General features: G+C 67.8%; 21 protein-coding genes and 1 tRNA gene. 13 read left to right on the top strand and 9 right to left on the bottom strand.

What is annotated here, in order from left to right; genetic code table 11:
* Nucleotide 1: 1 nt before the first annotated feature.
* From ACYVG2_RS01715 to ACYVG2_RS01695, 5 genes are all read left to right on the top strand, one after another.
* On the top strand, nt 2–259 hold the full coding sequence (locus ACYVG2_RS01715; RefSeq protein WP_460779400.1) for an exodeoxyribonuclease VII small subunit: 258 nt from the start codon (nt 2–4) through the stop codon (nt 257–259).
* The gene (locus ACYVG2_RS01710) at nt 256–897 is read left to right on the top strand and encodes a DUF4245 family protein (protein ID WP_460779399.1); all 642 of its coding nucleotides are present in this window, start codon (nt 256–258) and stop codon (nt 895–897) included. The genes ACYVG2_RS01715 and ACYVG2_RS01710 overlap by 4 nt, the downstream gene beginning before the upstream one ends.
* Entirely contained in the window at nt 894–1,568 is a 675-nt protein-coding gene (locus ACYVG2_RS01705; RefSeq protein ID WP_234000530.1) for a carbonic anhydrase, read from the top strand. Before ACYVG2_RS01710 ends, ACYVG2_RS01705 begins: the two co-directional genes overlap by 4 nt.
* Nucleotides 1,565–2,986: a class II fumarate hydratase gene (locus ACYVG2_RS01700; RefSeq protein ID WP_460779398.1), complete on the top strand. Its 1,422-nt coding sequence runs from the start codon at nt 1,565–1,567 to the stop codon at nt 2,984–2,986. The genes ACYVG2_RS01705 and ACYVG2_RS01700 overlap by 4 nt, the downstream gene beginning before the upstream one ends.
* A 213-nt stretch (nt 2,987–3,199) precedes the next feature.
* The gene (locus tag ACYVG2_RS01695) at nt 3,200–4,033 is read left to right on the top strand and encodes a DUF559 domain-containing protein (protein ID WP_460779397.1); all 834 of its coding nucleotides are present in this window, start codon (nt 3,200–3,202) and stop codon (nt 4,031–4,033) included.
* Between the two features lie 186 nt (nt 4,034–4,219).
* Here the strand turns inward: ACYVG2_RS01695 and ACYVG2_RS01690 are convergent, their stop codons facing one another.
* The 3 genes from ACYVG2_RS01690 to ACYVG2_RS01680 all read right to left on the bottom strand — a co-directional run bounded on the left by ACYVG2_RS01690 (nt 4,220) and on the right by ACYVG2_RS01680 (nt 7,753).
* The gene (locus ACYVG2_RS01690) at nt 4,220–5,581 is read right to left on the bottom strand and encodes a PhoH family protein (RefSeq protein ID WP_448965079.1); all 1,362 of its coding nucleotides are present in this window, start codon (nt 5,579–5,581) and stop codon (nt 4,220–4,222) included.
* 185 nt (nt 5,582–5,766) lie between these two features.
* Nucleotides 5,767–6,876 (bottom strand): aminotransferase class V-fold PLP-dependent enzyme, encoded by a 1,110-nt coding sequence (locus ACYVG2_RS01685; RefSeq protein ID WP_460779396.1) that lies wholly within the window; start codon nt 6,874–6,876, stop codon nt 5,767–5,769.
* A gap of 94 nt (nt 6,877–6,970) precedes the next feature.
* Nucleotides 6,971–7,753 carry an isoprenyl transferase gene (locus tag ACYVG2_RS01680; RefSeq protein ID WP_448965081.1) on the bottom strand — a complete coding sequence of 261 codons (783 nt, stop codon included), beginning with the start codon at nt 7,751–7,753 and terminating at the stop codon, nt 6,971–6,973.
* Between the two features lie 99 nt (nt 7,754–7,852).
* Between ACYVG2_RS01680 and trhA the strand changes: the two genes are divergently transcribed.
* Genes trhA through ACYVG2_RS01665 form a run of 3 tightly spaced genes read left to right on the top strand, consistent with a single transcriptional unit; the run spans nt 7,853 to nt 9,886 of the window.
* Nucleotides 7,853–8,587 (top strand): PAQR family membrane homeostasis protein TrhA, encoded by a 735-nt coding sequence (gene trhA / locus ACYVG2_RS01675; RefSeq protein ID WP_460779395.1) that lies wholly within the window; start codon nt 7,853–7,855, stop codon nt 8,585–8,587.
* Between the two features lie 58 nt (nt 8,588–8,645).
* Nucleotides 8,646–9,119, top strand: a complete 474-nt coding sequence (locus tag ACYVG2_RS01670; protein ID WP_448965083.1) for an S-ribosylhomocysteine lyase — start codon at nt 8,646–8,648, stop codon at nt 9,117–9,119.
* Nucleotides 9,119–9,886: an SDR family NAD(P)-dependent oxidoreductase gene (locus tag ACYVG2_RS01665; protein ID WP_460779394.1), complete on the top strand. Its 768-nt coding sequence runs from the start codon at nt 9,119–9,121 to the stop codon at nt 9,884–9,886. The genes ACYVG2_RS01670 and ACYVG2_RS01665 overlap by 1 nt, the downstream gene beginning before the upstream one ends.
* 7 nt (nt 9,887–9,893) lie before the next feature.
* Here the strand turns inward: ACYVG2_RS01665 and ACYVG2_RS01660 are convergent, their stop codons facing one another.
* Entirely contained in the window at nt 9,894–10,196 is a 303-nt protein-coding gene (locus ACYVG2_RS01660; protein ID WP_460779393.1) for a hypothetical protein, read from the bottom strand.
* 68 nt (nt 10,197–10,264) lie between these two features.
* Here ACYVG2_RS01660 and ACYVG2_RS01655 point away from each other — a divergent pair, with 68 nt between their 5' ends.
* Together ACYVG2_RS01655 and greA are read left to right on the top strand one after the other, a co-directional pair.
* Nucleotides 10,265–10,651, top strand: a complete 387-nt coding sequence (locus ACYVG2_RS01655; RefSeq protein WP_460779392.1) for a DUF4307 domain-containing protein — start codon at nt 10,265–10,267, stop codon at nt 10,649–10,651.
* A gap of 117 nt (nt 10,652–10,768) precedes the next feature.
* The gene (gene greA, locus ACYVG2_RS01650; protein ID WP_448965087.1) at nt 10,769–11,260 is read left to right on the top strand and encodes a transcription elongation factor GreA; all 492 of its coding nucleotides are present in this window, start codon (nt 10,769–10,771) and stop codon (nt 11,258–11,260) included.
* A 21-nt stretch (nt 11,261–11,281) separates the two neighbouring features.
* On the opposite strand, the gene ilvA is transcribed toward greA, so the two are convergent.
* Both ilvA and ACYVG2_RS01640 read right to left on the bottom strand, forming a co-directional pair.
* Nucleotides 11,282–12,511, bottom strand: a complete 1,230-nt coding sequence (ilvA, locus tag ACYVG2_RS01645; RefSeq protein WP_460779391.1) for a threonine ammonia-lyase — start codon at nt 12,509–12,511, stop codon at nt 11,282–11,284.
* A complete protein-coding gene (locus ACYVG2_RS01640; protein WP_460779390.1) occupies nt 12,508–13,701 on the bottom strand; it encodes an AI-2E family transporter in 1,194 nt (397 codons plus the stop codon). Before ACYVG2_RS01640 ends, ilvA begins: the two co-directional genes overlap by 4 nt.
* 80 nt (nt 13,702–13,781) lie before the next feature.
* Here ACYVG2_RS01640 and ACYVG2_RS01635 point away from each other — a divergent pair, with 80 nt between their 5' ends.
* Both ACYVG2_RS01635 and ACYVG2_RS01630 read left to right on the top strand, forming a co-directional pair.
* Nucleotides 13,782–15,044: a winged helix-turn-helix domain-containing protein gene (locus ACYVG2_RS01635; RefSeq protein WP_460779389.1), complete on the top strand. Its 1,263-nt coding sequence runs from the start codon at nt 13,782–13,784 to the stop codon at nt 15,042–15,044.
* A gap of 10 nt (nt 15,045–15,054) precedes the next feature.
* On the top strand, nt 15,055–15,942 hold the full coding sequence (locus ACYVG2_RS01630; RefSeq protein WP_460779388.1) for a hypothetical protein: 888 nt from the start codon (nt 15,055–15,057) through the stop codon (nt 15,940–15,942).
* 4 nt (nt 15,943–15,946) lie between these two features.
* On the opposite strand, the gene ACYVG2_RS01625 is transcribed toward ACYVG2_RS01630, so the two are convergent.
* The 3 genes from ACYVG2_RS01625 to ACYVG2_RS01615 all read right to left on the bottom strand — a co-directional run bounded on the left by ACYVG2_RS01625 (nt 15,947) and on the right by ACYVG2_RS01615 (nt 19,128).
* Entirely contained in the window at nt 15,947–16,513 is a 567-nt protein-coding gene (locus ACYVG2_RS01625) for a LemA family protein (protein ID WP_206476778.1), read from the bottom strand.
* Nucleotides 16,514–16,582: 69 nt separating this feature from the next.
* The gene (locus ACYVG2_RS01620) at nt 16,583–17,896 is read right to left on the bottom strand and encodes a D-arabinono-1,4-lactone oxidase (protein WP_460779387.1); all 1,314 of its coding nucleotides are present in this window, start codon (nt 17,894–17,896) and stop codon (nt 16,583–16,585) included.
* Entirely contained in the window at nt 17,893–19,128 is a 1,236-nt protein-coding gene (locus ACYVG2_RS01615; protein WP_460779386.1) for an alanine racemase, read from the bottom strand. Before ACYVG2_RS01615 ends, ACYVG2_RS01620 begins: the two co-directional genes overlap by 4 nt.
* A 57-nt stretch (nt 19,129–19,185) precedes the next feature.
* Between ACYVG2_RS01615 and ACYVG2_RS01610 the strand changes: the two genes are divergently transcribed.
* A tRNA-Leu gene (locus ACYVG2_RS01610) sits at nt 19,186–19,258 on the top strand.
* The last annotated feature ends 120 nt before the right edge of the window (nt 19,259–19,378 follow it).

The raw sequence follows: 19,378 nt of genomic DNA, 5'->3' as shown, positions 1-19,378 counted from the left end.
GATGGGAACCGTGACTGCGCCGACCGACTCCCCTGTCGAGACCCTGTCGTTCGAGGCCGCTCGCGATGAACTGGTGCGGGTGGTCGCCGAACTCGAACAGGGCGCCCCGACTCTCGAGCACTCGCTCGCCCTCTGGGAGCGCGGCGAGGCTCTCGCGGCCCGCTGCGAGGAGTGGCTCCTCGGCGCGAAGCGCCGCCTCGATGAGGCTCGTGCCGCAGCATCCGACTCTTCCGACGCATCCGGCAAGGCCGAGTCGTGAGCAAGAACCCTCCGATCGTCGCCGAGCTCGGACGTCCCGAGACGCCGGAGGAGACCGCGGCCCGCAAGGCGGAGTTCAGCAAGAGCTACCGCGCGAGCCAGAACTTCCGCAACCTCGTCGCTGCACTCCTCATCACCCTTGCCGTGGTCGCGGTCGTCATCTTCGCGGTTCCGCGCGGAGAACGGGCGTCAGAGCCGACGGTGGACGTCGCCGCGATCGCCGCTGATGTCGAGACGACCATGGGCAGCCCTGCCCTCGTGCCAGAGCCGGACGACTTCTGGCGAGTGAACGCGGCCGAGCTGCAGGGCGGCGCGACCGTCGTGTGGAACATCACGCTGGCACCCGCCGCCGAGGACGAGCGCGGTTTCATCCGCGTCGCACAGGCGTTCGATGACGATGCCTCGTGGGCGCCGCAGATGCTGAGCGGCACCGCCGCCACCGACACCACGCGGATCGGCGGGCTGGACTGGGACGTGTACGAACTCGGCGGCGACACCGACGACAACGTGTCGTACGCCATCGGCACCCAGGCCGGCGACGACTACATCCTGCTGTACGGCTCGCGTTCGGCCGATTCGACGGCCGAGCTCGCGGAGTCCCTCATCCCCCAGATCAACGTCATCGCGGAGGCCTCATGACGACGCTCACCCCCACAGCAGCCTGGCAGCAGATGCTCGACGGCAACCGTCGATTCGTGAACGGTGAGCCGCGGCATCCGAACCAGGATGTCGAGCGACGTCACGACCTGGCCCATCAGCAGAATCCGGTCGCCACATTGTTCGGGTGCTCGGACTCGCGCCTGGCCGCAGAGATCATCTTCGATCTCGGCCTCGGCGACCTGTTCGTGGTGCGCAATGCCGGACAGGTGATCGGCGAGTCGATCGTCGGGAGCCTGGAGTACGCCGTCGAGATCCTCAAGGTGCCGCTGATCGTCGTCCTCGCGCACGACGAGTGCGGTGCCGTGCGCGCCGCGATCGACGGCACCGCGATCGACGCCGACCCGCTCCCGCCGCACATCTGGAAGCTCATCGCGCCGATCATCCCCGCCGCCCGCAAGGTGCTGGCTCAGAACGGTGGCACATCACCCGCCGACATCGATGCCGAGCAGGTCGGGCGTGAGCACCTGCGCAACACGGTCGCCAACCTGCTGCAGTCGTCAGAGCTGATCAGCGACGCGGTCGCCGAGGGGCGCCTGGGCATCGTGGGCGCCAACTACCGTCTTGCCGAGGGCACGGCCGTGCCCGCCATCTCAGTAGGAATCAACACCGGGGTCGAGGACGTCCCCGCAACCCAGGAGGGATCGCAGTGACCGACACTCACCAGCGCAGCGGCGAAGAGTCGCAGGGCTACCGCATCGAGCACGACACCATGGGCGAGGTCCGTGTGCCCGTCAATGCACTGTACGGTGCACAGACGCAGCGTGCCGTGGAGAACTTCCCGATCTCCGGCAAGGGCCTCGAGTCCGCGCAGATCGCTGCCCTCGCGCGCATCAAGAAGGCCGCGGCGCTCGCGAACAAGGAACTCGGCACCCTCGACGGCGCGATCGCAGATGCCATCGCCGCTGCCGCCGATCGTGTGGCCTCGGGCGCGCACGACGGCGAGTTCCCGGTCGACACCTACCAGACCGGCTCCGGCACCTCGTCGAACATGAACATGAACGAGGTGCTCGCGTCCATCGCATCCAGCATCCTCGGCTCGGCAGTGCACCCGAACGACCACGTGAACGCCTCGCAGTCGTCGAACGACGTGTTCCCGACCTCCGTGCACATCGCGGTCACCCAGGCCCTCATCGACACGCTGATCCCGTCGCTCGACCACCTCGCCGTCGCCCTCGAGGCGAAGGCGGAGCTGTGGAAGGATGCCGTCAAGTCGGGCCGCACGCACCTCATGGACGCGACGCCCGTCACCCTCGGCCAGGAGTTCGGCGGCTACGCCCGCCAGATCCGCCTCGGCATCGAGCGCGTGCAGTCCGCTCTCCCCCGCGTCGCCGAGGTGCCGCTGGGCGGAACGGCCGTCGGCACCGGCATCAACACGCCGCTCGGCTTCCCGCAGAAGGTCATCGCGCTGCTCGCGGAGGAGACCGAGCTGCCCATCACCGAGGCGAAGGACCACTTCGAGGCTCAGGCCAACCGTGACGGTCTGGTCGAGGCATCCGGTGCACTGCGCACCATCGCGGTCTCGCTCACGAAGATCAACAACGATCTGCGCTGGATGGGGTCCGGGCCCAACACCGGACTCGGCGAGCTGCACATCCCCGACCTGCAGCCCGGCTCGTCGATCATGCCCGGCAAGGTGAACCCTGTCGTGCCAGAGGCCGTCCTGATGGTCTGCGCCCGCGTGATCGGCAACGACGCGACCGTGGCCTGGGCCGGCGCATCCGGCGCGTTCGAGCTGAATGTCGCGATCCCCGTCATGGGCACGGCGCTGCTGGAGTCGATCCGCCTGATCGCGAACGCGTCGCGCGTGCTCGCCGACAAGACGATCGACGGTCTGGTCGCGAACACCGAGCGTGCGGCGGCGTTCGCGGGTATGAGCCCGTCGATCGTGACTCCGCTGAACAAGCTCATCGGCTACGAGGAAGCCGCGAAGATCGCCAAGCACGCCGTCGCCCAGGGCGTCACTGTGCGCGACGCCGTGATCGACCTCGGCTACGTCGAGCGCGGCGAGCTGACGCTGGAGCAGCTCGACGAGAAGCTCGACCTGCTGAGCATGACCCACCCGGGCTGAGCCCGGTTCATCCACCTCCGGTTGTACTTGTCCCGATCTGCGGACCCGGTCCCGATTTGCTGACGTTCTCTACGAAATGGTCAGCAGATCGGGACGCCGTCCGCAGATCGGGACATCTTTGTCTTCCTGCACCGACATTGCGGGTAGGCGGTCATCCCCGGATGCCGGGATCTCGGCCGACCGGATGCCCCGTGCTGGAGCATCCTGATACGCATGCTGTCAGCACCCGACACGATCAGACGACTGGGCGGTCTCGCCCGCGGCACCCACCTCCAGGAGCTCGGCTTCACCCGGCGCGCGCTGTCCCGAGCTGTGCAACGAGGAGACATCCAGCGGATCCGCGACGGCGTGTTCGCCGTGCCGCCCATCCCCGACGGCATCCGTTCGGCGACAGCACACGGTGGTGCTCTCACGTGCGCAAGCGTGCTGCAGATGTTCAAGATCTGGGTGCTCGTGCCCGTGATCGTGCCGCACGTATGGCTTGGCTTCGACCGACACGCCCACCCGCACGACAGTTGCATGTGCGTGTCGCATTACTATCGCGGACGGCCGCCATTGGGCCGTGCGCCGCTGGTGACCGCGTTGCTGCACTTCTTGCGCTGCGCTGGCGACGAAGCATTCTTCGCGGCATACGAGTCTGCGCTTCGGCTGAAAATGTTGACGAAGGCGGCGCGAGCGCGTCTCCGTGCCGCGATGCCGGCATCCGCTCGTTGGCTCATCGATATCGCACGCAGTGACGCCGACAGCGGTCTCGAGTCTCTTCTGCGGCTTCGCCTTCACGTTCTCGGCATCCGACTCGACTGCCAAGTCGTCATCGACGATGTCGGAAAGGTCGATTTCGTGATCGGTGGGCGCCTCATCTTGGAGGCCGATGGCAAGGTCAATCACGACGGCGTCATGCGGCACAAGGATCTGGTTCGGGATGCCGCCGCCTCTGCGCGCGGCTACGAGACTCTGCGCTTCGATTACGCGCAGATCCTCCATGAGTGGCCAACTGTGCAGGCTGCCATCATCGCCGCGTTGCGGCGACTGAAGGCCTACTCCTGACGTCCACAGCTCGTGATCTGCCCGCCCGGCCAGTCCCGATCTGCGGACCCGGTCCCGATCTGCGGATGTTGTCGACGAATTCGTCAGCAGATCGGGACTAAGTCAGCTGATCGGGACTGGCCAGTCCGCCAAGCCGGGCCCGGCCGACAGGCGCAACACCCATCCGGCTCAACCGGACTCACCAGCTCAGTTGAGCTCCCCGCCCTCCAGCAGCTCCGTCACGAGGGCGGCGATCGCCGAGCGCTCCGAACGCATCAGCGTCACGTGCGCGAACAGGTCGTGGCCCTTCAGCGTCTCGATCACCGAGGCGATGCCGTCGTGGCGGCCGACGCGCAGGTTGTCGCGCTGTCCGACGTCGTGGGTGAGCACCACGCGCGAGTTCTGCCCCATCCGGCTCAGCACCGTCAGCAGCACGTTGCGCTCCAGCGACTGCGCCTCATCCACGATCACGAACGCGTCGTGCAGCGAACGGCCGCGGATGTGCGTCAGCGGAAGCACCTCGAGGATGCCGCGTTCGACGACCTCCTCCATGACGTTCCCGGAGACCACCGAACCGAGCGTGTCGAAGACCGCCTGACCCCACGGGCCCATCTTCTCGCCCTGGTCACCGGGGAGGTAGCCGAGCTCCTGACCGCCCACCGCGAACAGCGGCCGGAACACGATGATCTTCTTCTGCTGCTGCCGCTCCAGCACCGCTTCCAGTCCGGCGCAGAGCGCGAGGGCGGACTTGCCGGTGCCGGCACGACCGCCGAGCGAGACGATGCCGACATCCGGGTCGGTGAGCAGGTCGATCGCGATGCGCTGCTCCGCGGAGCGGCCGTGCATCCCGAACAGCTCGCGATCACCGCGCACCAGCTTGTACTCGCCGTCGCCGCTGATCCTCCCGAGCGCCGACCCGCGCTCCGAGTGGATGATGAGGCCCGTGTTGACCGGGAGCCCGCGCGCATCCTCGCTTATTCCGACCTCGCTCTCGTACAGGTCGCTGATCTCGTCGCCGGAGAGGTCGAGGTTCGCGATGCCGGTCCAGCCGGAGTCCACGGCCTGCTCGGCGAGGTACTCCTCAGCGGACAAGCCGAGAGACGCCGCCTTGACGCGCATCGGGAGGTCCTTCGAGACGATCGTGACGTCCTGCCCGTCCTCTGCGAGATGCATGGCCACCGCGAGGATACGGCTGTCGTTGTCGCCGAGACGGATGCCGCTGGGCAGTACCGAGCCGTCGGTGTTGTTCAGCTCGACACGCAGCGTCCCACCCTCGCCGATCGGCACAGGGAAGTCGAGTCGTCCGTGCTCGATGCGCAACTCATCCAGATGCCGAAGCGCCTGCCGCGCGAAATAACCGATCTCCGGATCGTGACGTTTGCCCTCGAGCTCCGTGATCACCACGACCGGAAGGACGATCGAGTGCTCGGCGAAGCGGAAGAACGCCTGCGGATCCGACAGCAGCACCGAAGTGTCGAGCACATAGGTGCGAAGGTCCTGATCCGGCGCCCCTGAGGACGCCCGACGCGAGGACTGACGGGTGGACTGCTGTGCTGTACGTGTGGTCACGACCCACTCCCGACCCGGGATGTTTCCCGGCTATGCCACGAGTCGACCAGGGGCCACGAGTCGTGATCCGAAGGCCGACTCGAACGGGCACCGTGCCCGATGCCTAGAACGTACGACCGCCCTGACGCCCCGCGCACGCGACACGCCCTGCGGGCATGTTAAGCGCAGATGAACTCTCGGCGGGCTCAGGCGCCGATCGTCCTGATCGCTTCGTCGAGCATGCGCAGCGTCTCGTCGCTCGTGCCGGCGTGGATTCCGAGCCGCACGGTGGTGCCGCGGGTGGTCGCCACGACCCCCGCGTTCGTGAGCGCGGCCGACAGCGCTGCCGGTTCCTCGGGTGCGAGCGTGATGATGCCGGCACGTCGATCCCTCGTGCGCGGCGTGATCACGGGGATGCCGTGACGATCCGCGATCTCGAACGCACGGTCGACGCGGTCGCCGATGGCGGCCTCGATCTCCGCGACTCCTGCGTCGCGCACGTCGCGCAGGCCGACGGCCAGTCGGGCCACGGCGAGCTGATCGGGGTTGTTCACCGCGTAGGCGCGCGCGGATGCCGCCGGCGCCGGCAGCTCGTCGACGGGCAGCCCGCCCTCCACGCCGGCGAAACCCGACAGCACCGGTGCGATGCGCTCGCGGGCCTTCGCCGAGAACGAGGTGAAGCCAGTGCCGCGCGCAGCGCGCAGCCACTTGTAGCCGTGGCCCGCGACGACATCCGCCACGGCGTAGTCGTCGTCGACGACGCCGAACGACTGCACGGCATCGACGATCAGGAGACGATCCGGCCCCAGAACCTCGCGCAGAGCGGCCAGATCGACCCGATATCCGGTGCGGAAGTCGACGTGACTGACGGCGAGCGCGGTCACGTCATCATCGAGAGCGTCGGCAACGGCATCCGGTGTCACGAAGGTGTGCTCCGGCTCGATCCAGCGCGGAGCCAACTCACCGGCCGACGCCTGCGAAGCGCGTTCGAGCGTCATGCTGATGCTCGGGAACTCTGCCGACGAGGCGATGACCGTCCCCTTGAGGCCGTAGAGCGCGTGCATGAGTCCGTGCGTCGACGAGGGCTGCAACGTCACCGTCTCGGCGTCGACGTCGAGCAACTCAGCCGCGAGATCACGCGCTTCGTCGAACCGTTCGCTGACCAGCGCCAGCGACGACGGCCGGCCGCTGCCCAGCAGATCGGCGTCGGCGAACACCTCTGCGCGGACGGTCGGAGATATCGGCCCGAACGCCGCCCAGTTCAGATACCCGGGATCGCCGTCGAATGTCGCGACGTACTCGTCGAAAGTGCTCACGCAAGGATTCTCCCACGCGGGCGCCCCTTCGACGGCTCAGCGCGTGAAGTTGCGGAAGCGACGGCTCAGCGCGTGAAGTTGCGGAAGCGGTCGCTCAGCGCCCGAAGCGCCGATCACGGTCGACGTAGTCGCGGATCGCCCGGAGGAAGTCGACCTGCCGCAGATCGGGCCCGAGGGCTTCCACGAAATAGAACTCGCTGTGGGCGCTCTGCCACAGCAGGAAATCGCTGAGCCGCTGCTCACCGCTGGTGCGGATGACGAGGTCGGGATCGGGCTGGCCGCCGGTGTACAGATGCTCGCCGATCATCTCGGGCGTGAGGTGGGCCGCGAGGTCTTCCATCGTGCCGCCGGAGGCGTCGTGCTCGGCGATGATGGAGCGCACGGCATCGACGATCTCGTTGCGTCCGCCGTAGCCCACAGCGAGGTTGACGTGCAGTCCGGAATGGCCGGTGGTCCGCTCCTCCGCGTCGCGCAGCACGCGGGCGAGCTCGTCGGGCAGGATGTCGGAGCGACCGACGTGCTTGACCCGCCAGTCGCCGTTCGCCGCGAGCGACTCGGCGAGCTCCGCGATGATCTCGATGAGGTCGGCGATCTCCCTCGAGTCGCGCTTTCGCAGGTTGTCGCTGGAGAGCAGGTACAGCGACACGACACGCACTCCGATGTCATCGCACCAGCCCAGGAACTCCCGCATCTTCTCCGCACCTGCGCGATGGCCGTCGGCGGGGGATTCAAGACCGAGCTGCCGTGCCCAGCGCCGGTTGCCGTCGATCATCATGGCGACGTGATGCGGGACGGATGCCGGATCCAGCTGTCGCCGGAGCCTCTTGCCGTACAGCCGGTACAGCGGCCCCCGGCCCTCACTCGAACGTGCATTCACTCGCCTACGTTATCGCGAGCGTCCGTGCTCACCGTGTGAGCAGGCCGTGGACGCCGATATGTACAGCCAACGGAATGCGCCGCGGCTTAGAGTGAGCACGTGACCAACCCAGAGACGAACGCCGTCCCGGTCCCAAAGCTTCCCCTGCTGAAGGCCGCCACCGAAGACGCCGTCGTCGAGATCAAACCGACCTGGCGTGGATGGCTGCACGCCGGGACGTTCCCTGTCGCGATCGCCGCCGGCATCGTCCTGATCGTGCTGTCGGAAGGCGCCCCCGCGAAGTGGGCCTCCGCCGTCTTCATGGCGAGTTCTCTGCTGCTGTTCGGCAACTCCGCGCTGTATCACCGCATCAACTGGGGTCCGAAGACCAAACTGGTGCTCAAGCGCATCGACCATGCGAACATCCTGCTCCTGATCGCGGGAACCTACACTCCGCTCGCCGTGAACGCCCTGCTGCCGGAGAAGGGCGCCCTCCTGCTGATCCTGGTGTGGAGCGGGGCGCTGCTCGGCATCCTCTTCCGGGTGTTCTGGATCAACGCCCCGCGGTGGCTGTACGTCGCGCTGTACCTCGTGCTCGGATGGGCGGCCGTGATGTACATGGTCGACCTGCTGAACGCGAACGTCGCGATGATGGTGCTGGTGTGCGTGGGCGGTCTGCTCTACACCGGTGGAGCCATCGTGTACGCGCTGAAGAAGCCCAACCCGTGGCCGGGCCATTTCGGATTCCACGAGATCTTCCACCTGTGCACCGTGCTGGCCTTCCTGTGCCACTGGGCGGCGTGCCTGCTGATCTCGATCGCGCCGTACTCGCCGTCGCTCGGCCTTCCCGGCTGACAGCACCTTCCCGGCTGATAGAAGTAGTACTGAACACCGCAACGACGAAGGAGATCCCATGGCCGAGGTCGAGAGCTTCACACTCGATCACACCGCTGTCCGCGCCCCGTACGTGCGTCTGATCCAGACCGAGCACGGCCCCAAGGGCGATGCGATCTCGAACTTCGACGTGCGCTTCGTGCAGCCGAACGAGGGCGAGATCCCCACGGCTGGTCTGCACACCATCGAGCATGTGCTCGCCGGTCTGCTGCGCGACCACCTCGAGGGCGTCATCGACATCTCGCCGTTCGGCTGCCGCACGGGCTTCCACCTGATCACATGGGGCGAGCCGAGCGTCGCGGCGGTCGTCGCGGCCGTTCGTGTCGGCCTCACGGCGATCGCCGAGGACATCACGTGGGACGACGTGCCCGGTGTCGACGCGGTCAGCTGCGGCAACTACCGCGACCACAGTCTGCACAGCGCACGGGAGTGGTCCAAGCACATCCTCGAACAGGGCATCAGCCTCGACGCGTTCGAGCGCGTGGGAGTGTGATGTTCGACGAGCTCCGCTCGCGAGTGGTGTTCGTCACCGGTGGGGGCAGCGGCATCGGCGCAGGCATCGTCGACGCGTTCCTCGGCGAGGGCGCGACGGTGGTCAGCGCCGACCTGAGTGCGCCTGAAGGTCTCAATCAGACCGGTGAGCGCGCGTGGTCCGTCCGGCTCGACGTCAGCGATGAGAGCGCCGTGGAGAGCGTTCTGGATGCCGTCGCCGCCGCGGTGGGAACGATCGACGTCGTCGTGACGGCGGCGGGCACCTCGACCATCGGTTTCGCCGTCGAGACCACGAGCGCCGAATGGGACCGCAACATCGACGTCAACGCGAAGGGGTCGTTCCTCGTCGCCCGCGGCGTCGCGCGCAGGCTCGTCGAGGCCCGCACCTCCGGCCGGATCATCTTCATCTCCTCGCAGGCCGGCAAGAACGGCTATCGCGGCATGACGGCGTACGTCGCCTCCAAGCACGCGGTGCTGGGCGTCACGAAGACCATGGCCGTCGAGCTCGCACCGCGCGGTATCACGGTGAACGCGATCTGCCCCGGCATCATCGAGACGCCGATGAAGCACCGTGAGCGCATCGAGGGCGGTGCGATCCGCGGCATGACCGCCGAAGAAGTGGCCGCCGAGGACCGCTCGCAGGTGCCGCTCGGGCGCACCGGCACCGTGCACGACGTCGCAGGCGTCGCGCTCTTCCTCGCCAGTGATCTGGCGGGCTACATGACCGGGCAGGGACTCAATGTCACCGGCGGCATGACCATGCACTGAGCAGGTCTCAGCGCCCGGGCTCGTGCTTCCCTGATGCCGAGTCGCCGTCATCGTCCGCATCCGCGGCGGTGCCGGCATCCGAGGCGGGCGCATCCTTGGCCGCGGCCTCCTCGGCGTCGAGCTCCTCGCGCACCTCTTCGCGATAGCGCACGCGGCGGATGCGGCGATTCATGTCCCAGATCAGCAGCACGACCGCGACCACGACCAGCACGATCACGAGGAATCCGGCGGGTCCCGGCGTGACGGAATTGGGGTCGACGGTCATCGTCGGCGTCGGAATCGGAGTCTCAGTTCCGAACAGCACGATCATGTGTCCGCCTTTCCTGCGCAGGTCGCATAACCTGGAACCACAAGCCTAACGACCGAAAGCCCCCACCCGTGACGACTGCACTCGAGCTCGACGAACGATACGGCCGCGGACGCCGCACGCGGACGTCGTGGATCATCGGCGGGGCGATCGCTCTCGTGGTCGTGATCGTCGCGTCATGGATGACCATCGCGCAGTCGATGAACTCCGTGGACGCCGATGATCTGAGCTTCGAACTCGTCGACGAGCACACCGTCACCGTGCGTTTCCAGGTCACCGCACCGCAGGGACGAGACCTCGCCTGCGCCGTCGAAGCGCTCGACGAGGAGTTCGGTGTGGTCGGCTGGAAGATCGTCGAGATCCCCGCCTCGGGCGGCCACATGCAGCAGCTGACAGCCACCATGCCCACCGTCGCGGAAGCCACGACAGGTTTGGTGAACTCCTGCTGGGTCGCATAGACTCCCGTGAGACGACCGACGCCCTGGCCAATTGCCGGGGCGTCTTGGCATATCCCCCGCGCCCTCGAGGGCGTTCGACAACACCGCCCTGAAGGGCGTTCGACTAAGGAGCACGCTGTGTCCACAGACGCTCAGGTACCCTTCCTCACGCAAGAGGCCTACGATCGGCTCGTCGCTGAGCTCGAGATGCTGTCCACGACCGGCCGCGACGAGATCGCGAAGCGCATCGAAGCCGCCCGTGAAGAGGGCGACCTCAAGGAGAACGGCGGCTACCACGCCGCGAAGGACGAGCAGGGCAAGCAGGAGGCGCGCATCCGCACGCTCGAGCAGCTTCTGAAGACGGCGAAGGTCGGCGAGGCCGTGGTCAGCCGCGGCATCGTCGAGCCCGGAACCGTCGTGACGGCGCTCGTCGCCGGTGGCGAAGAGGTCTTCCTGCTCGGCAGCCGCGAGATCGCGGCATCCGGAAGCGATGTCGACGTATACAGCGAGGCCAGCCCGCTCGGTCAGGCGATCCTCGGCCTGAAGGTCGGCGAGAAGACCAGCTACGAAGCTCCTAACGGCAAGTCGATCTCGGTGGAGATCACGAACGTCGAGACCTACGCAGGCTGAGCCCGGCGCCCCCGCTCGCGATCAGTCCGGCACGACCATCGGGTCGTAGCCGGCCTGACGCAGCGTGTCGAGGGTGAGCTCGGTGTGCTCGGCTCCCCTGGTCTCGATGCTCATCTGCAGGATCACCTCGCTGATCTGCAGGCCCTGGCCGTGGCGGGTGTGCATGACCTCCATGACGTTCGCGCCGGCCTGCGAGACGAGCTCTGACACTCTGGCGAGCTGACCTGGGCGATCGGGCAACGGGATGCGGATGGTCAGATAACGGCCGGATGCCGCGAGCCCGTGCGACACGACGCGCTGCAGCAGCAGCGGGTCGATGTTTCCGCCGGACAGCACGGCCATGGTCTTGCCCGTGCCGGAGACCTTGCCGGCGAGGATGGCCGCCACGCCGACCGCACCCGCCGGTTCCACGACGACCTTCGCCTGCTCCAGCAGCACGAGGATCGCGCGGGCGATGTCATCGTCGGTGACCGTGACGACCTCGTCGACGAGATCCTGGATGATCTCGAAAGGCACGACCCCTGGCTTGGCGACCAGGATGCCGTCCGCGATGGTCGGATGCGTCTCGATCTCGACAGGATGCCCTTCGGCGAGCGAGGGAGGCATCGCTGCGGCGTTCTCGGCCTGCACACCGATCACTCGAAGAGTGCGCCCCGCCTGCGCTGCGGCCGCCTTCGCCGCAGCCGCCACACCGGCGATCAGGCCGCCGCCGCCGATCCCCACGAGGATCGTGTCGACGTCGGGGGCGTCGGCGATCAGCTCGAGGCCCAGCGTTCCCTGGCCGACCACGACGTCGCGGTGGTCGAAGGGGTGGATCATCACCGCACCGGTGCGCTCCGCGAACTCGGCGGCAAGGCGCAGCGACGTCGCGACGGTCTCGCCTTCCAGCACGACCTCGGCGCCGTAGCCGCGCGTCGCGAGCAGCTTCGGGACCGGAACCCCGAGCGGCATGAAGATGGTGGCCGGGATGCCGAGGGCCTGAGCGGCGAGCGCGACGCCCTGAGCGTGGTTCCCCGCGGATGCCGCGACCACCCCCCGCGCGCGTTCTTCCGCGGTGAGGCGCGAGAGCCGGTACGCAGCACCGCGGATCTTGAACGAGCCGGTGCGCTGGAGGTTCTCCATCTTCAGCACCACGGGCTCACCGAGGATGTCGGACAGTGCCCTGGACGGCAGCGTCGGCGTGTGCGAGATCACTCGCTCCAGCCCCCGTGCGGCTTCCTCGAACTCGGCCAGACTGGGGACTGCACTCATGTATTCCTCCGTCGCCGCTCGCGCGGCACTGTACTCCAGATCAGGTCACCGGCAGGCTGCCTGCCGGTCTTCCACGAACCGCTGCTGAGCGTCACCGCCACGACGTTCACGAACGCCGCGAGCGGCACCGCGAACAGAGCGCCGGGGATGCCCGCGATCATCGAGCCGCCGGCGACCACGAGGACGACGGCGAGCGGGTGCACCTTGACGGCGGATCCCATCAGGATCGGCTGCAGGATGTGTCCTTCGACCTGCTGCACGCCGATCACGACGACCAGCATCCAGAACGCGTTGAGCGGGTCGTTGTAGACCAGCGCGAGGAAGACGGCGACGGCGCCGGTGGCAACCGCACCGACGATCGGGATGAATGCGCCGAGGAAGACGAGCACGGCCACCGGGATCGCCAGGGGAACCCCGAGCAGGAAGGCGCCGATGCCGATGCCGATCGAGTCGATCGTGGCGACCAGCAGCTGCGTCTTGGCGTAGCTGACGACCGTGCGCCACCCGTTGCGGGCCGCCGCGTCGACGGCCGGTCGAGCGTCGCGAGGGAAGAGCTTCGTCGTCCAGCGCCAGATGCCCGCGCCGTCGGCGAGCAGGCAGATCAGGATGAAGATCGTCAGCAGCATGCCGACTACCACGTGGCCTGCCGTCGACCCGATGGCCAGGGCACCCGACCAGAGCAGTTGCGCCTGCTCCTGGATCAGCGCGAAGCCCTGATCGATGTAGTCCTGGATCTGGCCCGCGGACAGGTGCAGAGGCCCTTCCATCAGGTATTGCTGGAACTCCTCGAGAGCCTGCACGGTGCTCTTCTGAACCGACGGCCACTCGCGCGCCACCTGCCATCCGACCAGCCACAGCAGTCCGGCGACGATCGCGAGGGTGCCGATGAGCACGATGGTGATCGCGAGCCACCGTGGGAAGCGGTTGCGCAGCATGAGCTCGAACACCGGCCACAGCAGTGCCGTGATGAGGATGCCGATCAGCAGCGGGATCACGAGCAGCTTGAGCTGGATCACGAGCCAGATGATCACGCCGGCGGCCGCCGCGATCAGCAGCAGTCTCCACGCGTAACCGGCCGCGACGCGCAACGAGAGCGGTACGGCGTTGTCTGCCTCCGTCGTCACCGTGCGGTCTGTCGGCATGCGACCCCACAGAAGATCACGCTTGCGAGGGCGCTGCTCATCCGTCATGGCGTAAGTCTAGTTGCGGGGCTGGGCGGATGCTGCGAGGGGTCGTCGTCCATGTCGGAGGCGGACGATACGCTGACGACGTGACCGAGACTCTCAGCGCCGTCCAGGCTCGACGCATCGCCCTGGCTGCTCAGGGGTTCACCCGGCGCCGCCCGACTGCGGTCGTCTCGGCCCGTCACGTGCATCGCACGATGCAGCAGCTCGGGGTGCTGCAGATAGATTCAGTCAACGTGTTCGCGCGCAGCCACTACCTGCCGCTGTTCTCCCGGCTCGGCTCCTATGATCCGGCATTGCTCGATCGGGTCTGCTTCTCGCGCACCACCCACTACGTCGAGTACCTCGCGCATGAGGCGACGTTCGTGCCGGTCGACGACTGGTCGCTGTGGCGGTTCCGTATGGAAACGTTCCGTAACCGCTGGGAGCGCGATCCCGACTCGTGGCTGAGTCAGAACGCCCGCACGATCGCGTGGGTGAAGGACGAGCTGCGCACTCGAGGTCCGTTGCGACCGGCGCAGTTGCGAGCGGATGCACCGCGCGAGCGCGGCACATGGTGGGACTGGGACGATGTGAAGCTCGCTCTCGAGCATCTGTGGCGCACCGGAGATGTCGCCATCAGCGGTCGTCGCGGGTTCGAGCGGCAATACGCACTGGAAGAGCAGGTGATCCCGACCGAGGTGCGAGAGCGGGTCGTGCCGCGCGAGGACGCGATCCATGAGCTCGTCCGACGCGCCGCGGCCTCCTCCGGTGTGGCGACCGAATCCGATCTCGCCGACTATTACCGCATCCGCGATCGTGCGGCCATCCGGCGGGCGATCGACGATCTCGTCGACGGCGGTGAACTGCGGCCCGTGCAGGTGCGCGGATGGGAACGCGGCGGCCGTCCGGTGCCCGCATGGCTGCACCGCGACACCGTGCTCCCCCGCCGGATCGATGCGGCGGCCATCCTGACCCCGTTCGATCCGGTGGTCTGGTTCCGTGAGCGCGCGCTGCGCGCATTCGACCTCGACTATCGCATCGAGATCTACGTGCCCGCGCACAAACGGCGCTACGGCTACTATTCGCTGCCAGTGCTGGTGGGCGACCGCATCGTCGCGCGCGTCGATCTGAAGGCCGACAGGGCATCGTCCACGCTGCAGGTGCAGTCGGCGTGGTGGGAGCCGCAGGCACGCGCAGAAGACGCAGAGCCGATCGCCCGTGAACTCGCGCTGGCCGCGTCGTGGCAGGGCCTGGAGAACGTCTCGGTCTCCGGCTGGGGTGATGCCGCAGATGCCGTCGCGGGCGCCCTGCACGTCGAACGCGGCGGCATCCTGCGTCATGTGCACGCGCGTCAGGAGTCGGCGTGAGGCAGCGGGTGTGAGCAGGCGCGCGCTGTGGATCACGATCGGGGCGGTCGCGGCAGTCGCGGTCGTGGCCGCAGTCGTTCTCCTGTGGGTGCTGGCGCCGCGAGCCAGCGCCCACGATCAGGCGCTGGCGTACCTGCACGCATTGGCCGACGGCGATGTCGCGGCGGTGGAGGCCACCGGACTCGACGTGCCGGAGACGGCGGCAGCCGCGTTCGTCGACGCGGACGAGCATCTCTCGGCCGGCGCGATCGAGTCATCGACCGCGGACGAGCACACCGCGGTCGTAATCGTGTCCTACGAACTCGCAGGGACGCGGCAGGAGAGCACTCTGAAGTTCGCGCAGCGCGACGGACGCTGGGTGCCCGACGCCGCGACCGGTCTCGGCTCGGTGCGATTCGCCGTGCCGGTCAGCATCGGCGACATCATGCTGCCGGCCGAAGGGGCCGCACTGCTCCCCGCTGCGTACGAGGTGGCGGCGGCGCCTGCGGAGTTCCTCGACGGGGGCGCGACGATCGAGGTGCACCCAGGCAGCGCGCAGGAGGTCGACATCGAGGCCGCCCTCCGCCCGGCGGCCACCGCATCCGCTCAGGCGCAGCTCGACGACCATCTCGAGACCTGCACCGCGCCCGCTGCGCGCACTCCGTCGTCGTGCGGCATCGTGATCCCCTGGGCGGCCGATCTCGCCGCGGTGAGCGGGATCCGCTATCGCATCGAGAAGTCACCGGAGATCGTGCTCTCCCCGACGGAGTTCCATGCCGACGGCGGCGTCCTCGTCGCCACCGTCGCAGGAACCGCTCCCGACGGATCGGCGAAGTCGCTGACCTATCGGACGACTGACTGGAGCGTGCGCGGCGACGTGACATTCACCGGCGACGACATCGTGCTGAGCGTCTGGTGACGCGTCAGAACTGCACGCGCGGAGGCTCGGAGATCGCCGCGTTGTCGGCGACCTCGAAGAACTCCCGCTCGGTGAAGCCGAGGCCTCGTGCGAACAGGTTGTTCGGGAACACCTTGATCTTGGTGTTCAGTTCGCGCACGCCGCCGTTGTAGAAGCGTCTGGCCGCCTGGATCTTGTCCTCGGTGTCGACGAGGGCGTGCTGCACCTGAAGGAAGTTCTGGCTCGCCTGCAGCTGCGGGTACGCCTCAGCGACCGCGAACAGGCTCTTCAGCGCCTGCTGCAGATGGCCCTCGGCGATTCCGGCCTCACCGGGGCTCGTCGCGGACAGGGTCTCCGCCCGCGCACGGGTGACGTTCTCGAAGACGGCCTTCTCATGCGACGCGTACCCCTTGACCGTCTCGATGAGGTTGGGGATCAGATCGGCGCGTCTCTTGAGCTGCACCGTGATGCCGCTCCACGCCTCGTCGACGCGGACGTTCAGTTGCACGAGGGAGTTGTAGGTCGCCCAGAAGTAGATGCCGATGAGCACCAGTACGGCGACGACGATCAGAACTGGAATGAGCCATTCCATGGCACATGACCCCCTTCATGAGTTTTATTCATACTAACCACGGCGCCTGCGCGTGAACTGGGCGACGCGTCACTGTCCGAGCACGCGGTCGAGATATCTGTTCGCGAACCGCCGCTCCGGATCCAGTCGATCGCGCAGCGCGACGAAGTCGTCGAATCGCGGGTAGCGCTCGCGCAGGCGCGCCGCGTCCAGCGTGTGCAGTTTCCCCCAGTGCGGCCGTCCGCCGTACTCGAGGCAGATGCGTTCGACCGCCTCGAAGTACGCGGTGGGCTCGGCGCGCCAATAGCGGTGCACCGCGATGTATCCGCTCGCACGCTCGTAGGCGGTGGAGAGCCAGCGATCGTCGGCGGCGGCGAAGCGCACCTCGACGGGGAACTCGATCCTCCAGCGGCGGTCCGCGATCAGCCGTCGAAGCGCCTGGAAGGCGGGAAGGACGTTCTCGACCGGCAGTGCGTACTCCATCTCACGGAATCGCACCTTCCGGCTCTGAGTGAGCACGCGATGCGATCTGTCGATGTACTCCCTGTCTCCCGTCAACTTCACCGCGAGGCGGTTGAACGGCGGGGTGATGACCGGGACGACCTGACCGGCGGCGCACACCATCCGGTACACGCCGTTGGAGAGCAGGGTCTCGTCGACCCACCTGCCCGCTGCAGGCAGCGGCCTGCGCGGCGTCGACTCCGGCAACCGGGTCTGCCGCTTCGTGAGAGCGACCTCCGTGTGCGGGAACCAGTAGAACTCGAAATGATCGGATGCCGAGACCCGCTCATCGAGCGTCGACAGCACCTCCTCGAGCGGAGCCGGCTCGTCGACGGCATGCATCACGAACGCGGGGACGCACTGCAGCGTCACATCGACGAGGATGCCGAGCGCGCCCAGTCCGAGAGCGACAGCCGGAAGCAGCTCTGCGTTCTCGGTGTCGCTCACCCTGAGGAACTCGCCGTCAGCGGTGATCAGCGTCGCGCCGACGACCTGCGTCGCGAGTCCGCCGAATCGCGCCCCCGTGCCATGAGTGCCGGACGAGATCGCCCCGGCGATCGACTGACGGTCGATGTCGCCGAGGTTCTCCATGGCGAGTCCGAGCGGAGCGAGCAGACGAGGGATCCGGTGCAGCCGGGTGCCGGCGAGCAGCGTCACGCGTGCGCGATCGCTGTCGACCGACACCAGTCCCTGCATGTCGTCGAGTTCGAGGAGCACCCCGGGAGCGACCGCGATTCCGGTGAAGCTGTGACCGGCGCCGACGGCCTTGATCGGGAGTCGGTGGGCCATCGCCGCCTGCACGGCGCGCTGCACGCCCTCCGGAGTGCGAGGACGCTCGACGCTGGCCGGTCTGACCTTCGCCGAGCGCGCCCAGTTCTGCCACGTGCCGCCGGGGCGGGTCATAGGAACGCCTTTCCCTCACCGCGGTACGTGAGCAGCTCATCGGTCACCTCTGTCCCGGCGACCAGATGGTACGCGTCGATGCGCTCGGCCGGCTCACCGCTCTTCGCATGGCGGAACCAGACGCGGTCACCGATCTCGAGCGTTCGCGCCGCTGTCCCCTGCAGAGGGGTCTGCACCTCCCCTGCGGCCTCGCGCGGCATCGTCCGCAGGCCCTGCGGCCAGACCGCACGCGGTTGGCGCGAACCGATGGCAGGGCCGGACGCTATCCAGCCGCCGCCGAGCACCGTGGCGATGTCGGCAGCCGGTCGACGGACGACGTCGAAGGCGAACGCGCTCGCGGGCGCAGGGCGGAAGGAGCGGTACCCGTCGAACAGATGCCCCGCGAGCAGCCCGCTGCCGGCCGATGCCTCGGTCACCGACTCATCACTGCCGGTGAACTCCAGCGACCCTGTCCCGCCGCCGTTGATGAACTCGAGCGGTGCGATGGAGGTGAGGGCGTCTGCGATCTCCGCACGTCGGGTGCGGAGATCGGCGCGCGAGCGCGCCTGCACCATCCGTATCAACGGCGCATCCGAGCCGTTGTCCCCCTGGCCCGCGATCTGCGCCTCGTACATCTGCAGCCCGACGACGCGGAACCCCGGTCGACGAGAGATCGCTCGGGCGACCCCGGCCACATCGGCCGCGGTGAACAGCGGGGAGCGTCGCACGCCGATGTGTCCGAGGGCGGCCGACCGCCACGAGGCGTCGGCGTCTATCGCCACCCGCACCGTCGCGCGCCTCCCCGGCGGCGCGATGGCGTCGATCAGGTCGAGATGGGCGAGGTCGTCCACCATGATCGTGATGCGCGAAGCGGCCTCGTCGTCGTGCACCAGCTTCTCGAGGCTCGCCCGGTCGACGCTCGGATAGCCGAGCACGATGTCATCGTGGGTCTCTGCGAGCCACAGCGCTTCTGCGAGCGTGAAGGCGAGGATGCCGCGGAACCCGGGGATGCGCAGCACCGCGTCGAGCACGGCGCGCACGCGCACTGATTTCGAGGCGACACGGATCGGGATCCCCCCGGCGCGCACGAGCAGATCCATCGCATTGTGGCGCAGCGCGTCGAGGTCGATCACGGCGACGGGTGCCGGAAGATCCGAGGTCGCTTCCGACAGCCTGGGCCACCACGACGCCGGGTTCTCCCAGTCGCGAGGGCGCGGGGCGGTACGGCTCAGGTCAGCAGTGAGGTCGAGCACTCCCCCACCCTATGACGTCGTCTCGCCCGTGACCGCGAAGCTAGGCTGTGAATGCGGGCCCCCATAGCCCAATGGCAGAGGCAGGCGACTTAAAATCGCTTCAGTCTGGGTTCGAGTCCCAGTGGGGGCACTTCTCAGCGGCTCAGGTCGCGACACCCCGCGTGCACGGCCGCCGCGGGATGGAAACGCAACCGACCCATGTCGCGGCGTGATGCGCGGCATGGGCCGGATGCGGAAGCGGCAGTCGCCC

It is taken from the genome of Microbacterium shaanxiense (assembly GCF_054779995.1).
The sequence above is the reverse complement of the archived record's forward strand: the minus strand, read 5'-3'. Positions and strand labels throughout refer to the sequence as shown.